The sequence below is a fragment of the Caulobacter sp. genome (assembly GCF_049283275.1).
Taxonomy (GTDB): domain Bacteria; phylum Pseudomonadota; class Alphaproteobacteria; order Caulobacterales; family Caulobacteraceae; genus Caulobacter.
In genome coordinates this window covers 1-3224 of record NZ_JBAPVS010000327.1, presented here as the reverse complement: position 1 = coordinate 3224, position 3224 = coordinate 1, and the positions used below count along the sequence as shown (strand labels likewise).

The 3224-nt window shown below is 69.1% G+C and carries 4 protein-coding genes; 1 reads left to right on the top strand and 3 read right to left on the bottom strand.

Annotated features, from left to right (window positions below; translation table 11 throughout):
* Together WAL33_RS18650 and WAL33_RS18645 are read right to left on the bottom strand one after the other, a co-directional pair.
* On the bottom strand, positions 1 to 735 hold a 735-nt coding region (locus WAL33_RS18650), incomplete at its 3' end, for a diguanylate cyclase domain-containing protein (protein WP_422183149.1).
* Positions 736 to 776: 41 nt separating this feature from the next.
* Positions 777 to 1355 carry a GNAT family N-acetyltransferase gene (locus WAL33_RS18645; RefSeq protein ID WP_422183147.1) on the bottom strand — a complete coding sequence of 193 codons (579 nt, stop codon included), beginning with the start codon at positions 1353 to 1355 and terminating at the stop codon, positions 777 to 779.
* Positions 1356 to 1722: 367 nt separating this feature from the next.
* Here WAL33_RS18645 and WAL33_RS18640 point away from each other — a divergent pair, with 367 nt between their 5' ends.
* Positions 1723 to 2049, top strand: coding sequence for a hypothetical protein (locus tag WAL33_RS18640; RefSeq protein ID WP_422183145.1), 327 nt, complete (start codon positions 1723 to 1725; stop codon positions 2047 to 2049).
* Positions 2050 to 2057: 8 nt separating this feature from the next.
* Here WAL33_RS18640 and WAL33_RS18635 read toward each other — a convergent pair whose 3' ends face one another.
* The gene (locus tag WAL33_RS18635; protein WP_422183144.1) at positions 2058 to 2936 is read right to left on the bottom strand and encodes an AraC family transcriptional regulator; all 879 of its coding nucleotides are present in this window, start codon (positions 2934 to 2936) and stop codon (positions 2058 to 2060) included.
* Between the last annotated feature and the right edge of the window lie 288 nt (positions 2937 to 3224).

Genomic DNA, 3224 nt, shown 5'->3' with positions numbered 1-3224 from the left:
GCCCTCGGCCGAGACGGCGCCGATCGACAGGGTCGGGTGGATGTCGAAGCCGGCCACCCGCAGGGGCTGCTCCAGGGCGTTGCGCAGCAGTTCGGCGGGCTCGAAGCCGGCCGGGTCGCACAGCACCGCGAACTCGTCCTCGCCGATCCTGCCCAGCAAGGCCTCGGCCGGGAAGGCGGCGGCCAGGCGCGAGCCCAGGGCGGCCAGCACCAGGTCGGCGCGTTCGTGGCCCAGGGCCTCGTTCAGGCGGCGCAGGCGATCGACGTCGGCGACGACCAGTTCATGGACGCCGCTCCTGCCCAGCCGTTCGCGGGCCTGGGCGATGAAGCTCTTGCGGTCCAGCAGACCCGTCAGGCTGTCGCGCTCGGAGGCGACGAACTTTGATTCGGGGGCGATGACCCCGGCGGCCCGCACCCCGTCCTCCAGCCAGGTGCCGCGCCAGATGCAGGTGCCGCCGTTGCGCATGCGCAGGCGGGCGACGATCTCGCTGCCCGGCGGGCGAACCTTGAGGATGTCTTCGGCGTGGGCGCGGTCCTGGGGCAGGGTCAGGGCGCGGAAGGCGGCGGAGGAGCAGTCCGGGGCCAGCGGCCCCAAACCCAGAAGGCGCGCGGCTCCGTTGATGCGCAGGCGGTCGGCTTCGGGCTCCCAGAGCCACAGTGCGACTTCGGCGGCGCCCAAGGCCTCGAGCGTGGCCGTGGCGTCCCATACGCGTCGCTGACTAATCTTGAACGGCATACCCTGATCCTGCGCCCGAAGGCGCTGTGCACGGGCCCACGCTATTCTGGCGCGACCATCCCGAACAGACGATGATCTCGCCATTCGCCGTTAATTTTCAGATAAGCGGGCGCATATCCCTCCTCGGCGAAGCCGCATTTCAGCAGAACAGCCGCCGAGATTTCGTTTTCCGGCATGCAGGCCGCTTCCAGCCGATGCAGCGCCAGGTCGCCGAACGCGAAGTCGATCGCCGCCCGGACCGCGTCCGTCATATAGCCCTGACCGGCGTAGGACTGGCCGATCCAATAGCCCATCACCCCGCACTGGGCGACGCCGCGACGGATGTGGAACAATCGCACCCCGCCGATCAGCGACCCATCGTCGCGGCGGAACATGAAGAAGGGAAAGGCCTCGCCGGTCTCCAGTTCGCGGGCGTAGGCGTTGAGCCGGGCGCGGAAGGCCGGCCGCGTCAAATCGTCCTCCGGCCAGGTCGGCTCCCAGGGCTTGAGGAAGTCGGCCGACCGCGCCCGCAACTCCGCCCACGGCTTGTAGTCGTGCAGCCGAGGCAGGCGCAGGAACACCCTGTGGCCCTCGATGCGCGGCCCAGGGTCGGTCTGGAAGAGGCGGAGAAAGGCGGTCAAGCGGCGGTTCTCGGTGAGCGGGTCACCTTCGAGGCTGAAGACGCCGGTGGCAAGAGGCGCGCGACGGCGAAAGTTATCCACAGGGTCGCTCTTCCTTCTCCCCCTGCGGGAGAAGGTGGCGCGCAGCGCCGGATGAGGGGTCGAAGACCAGAACCGCCGCGACAAGCCGAAAGGCCGGTCGCGGCGGTCGTCGTTTGAGAGCCCCCTCACCCGACGGCCCTCCGGACCGCCACCCTCTCCCGCAGGGGGAGAGGGACATCAGCGTCCATCCCCGCTCCCGGCGAGCACGACATCAACAATTCCAACCGCTTACACAAAAACGCACGTTTCTTATCCCCACCCTCCGGGACGGCCGCACACTAGCGGCATGACCCAGACCAACATCCCCGCCTGGTGCCAGGCCCTGCAAACCAAGCTCATGGCCGCCCTCGACGCGGCCTGGGCGATCCTCGAACACAGCGACGACCCCGGCGAGATCCGCCGGGCCCGCGACAAGGCCAAGGCCTGCGGCGAGATCGCCGCCATGGCCCGCAAGGTGGCGCTGATCATGCCGATCAAGGCCGCGCCGAGCGTTCCAGGGGGCGTCGAAGCCCTCCCCGCGCTGGGCGCGGCCCTGGCCCCGGTCGCGGCCCAGGCCGAGCACGCCCGCCGGGCGCTGGACAAGCTCAAGGGCGGCCGACGCGGGCGGTTGTAGCCGCGCCCCTACTTCAGCGGCAGATGCAGCTCGGCCGCCGTGCCCTGCTCGGGTTCGTCCAGGAAGAAGCGTTGGCAGTAGATGGGGAAGTCGCGCATCTCCTCGCCGCTGGCCGGCAGCCAGTCGCGGTACAGGTAGAGGGCGGCGGGCTCCAGATTGTGGGTGTCGCCGGTCACGCGCAGCACCGCGCAGCGTCCGCCAGGGATTTCGCCGGCCTTAACCGCCGGATCCGCCGGATCGATCGACTGATCGGCGCCGAGCCCGACGCACAGATCCATGCTGTAGTCGGCGGGATCGGCCGGGCGCCGCTCGGAATGCCAGATGTTGAAGGTCGGGCTGGTGCGGGGCGAAAGCCCGGCGGCCTTGCGCCAGGCGATGAACCGATCGCGGGTGACGTCGAAGGTCTCCGGATCGCCCCGGTGTTCGAAGATCGCCACGCGGGTCGGGGCCACTTCGCGGATGATCACCTGGTCGGGGGTGAAGGTCGTCGGCATGATCTTGCTCCTGGCGGCGTTGAGAGGCCCGAAGGCCTGGAGCCACGGCGCCCAGTCGGGCGATTTCCGGAAACTGGACGGCGATTGCGCGAACCTTTGACGAAAGGCGCGGGCGAAGGCGTCGGGCGTCTCGTAACCGGCGTCCAGGGCGATGTCGGTGACGCTCTGCCCCTGCTCGGCCAGCCGTTTGGAGGCCCGCCGCAGGCGGGCCAGCTGGACATAGCGGTGCAGGGACACCCCGAAGGTCGCCTTGAACTGCCGGTGGAAATGGAACTTGGAAAACGCCGCGACGCTGCTCATCGCCTCCAGGTCCAGATCGCCGTCCAGATGCCGGTCGATATGGTCCAGCACCCTCTGCATCCGGGCATGGTAGTGATCGAGCGCCGTCGTCATCGTCCTCATCCGCTGTGGTGATCCCAGCTTGGCGCGTGAGGCTGTCGCGCGCTCGACCGATCTTGCGGTTTGGACGGGGTCGAGGATTTAGGCCAGGGGACCGGACGGGAACACGCACTCACGGCAAGACCCTCGCCTGAGAATGACGGGCGTGGAGGGGATGTTTGAAAGACCGCCCGCAGCGGCGAGACCGCGCCTTGAAACCTTGATGGCGAGCCTGCTCTGGCGTCTGACCGAGTCAAGGACGACGCGCCGCGTCGCCGCGACGCGGCCGCCAGAGGCGGTCCT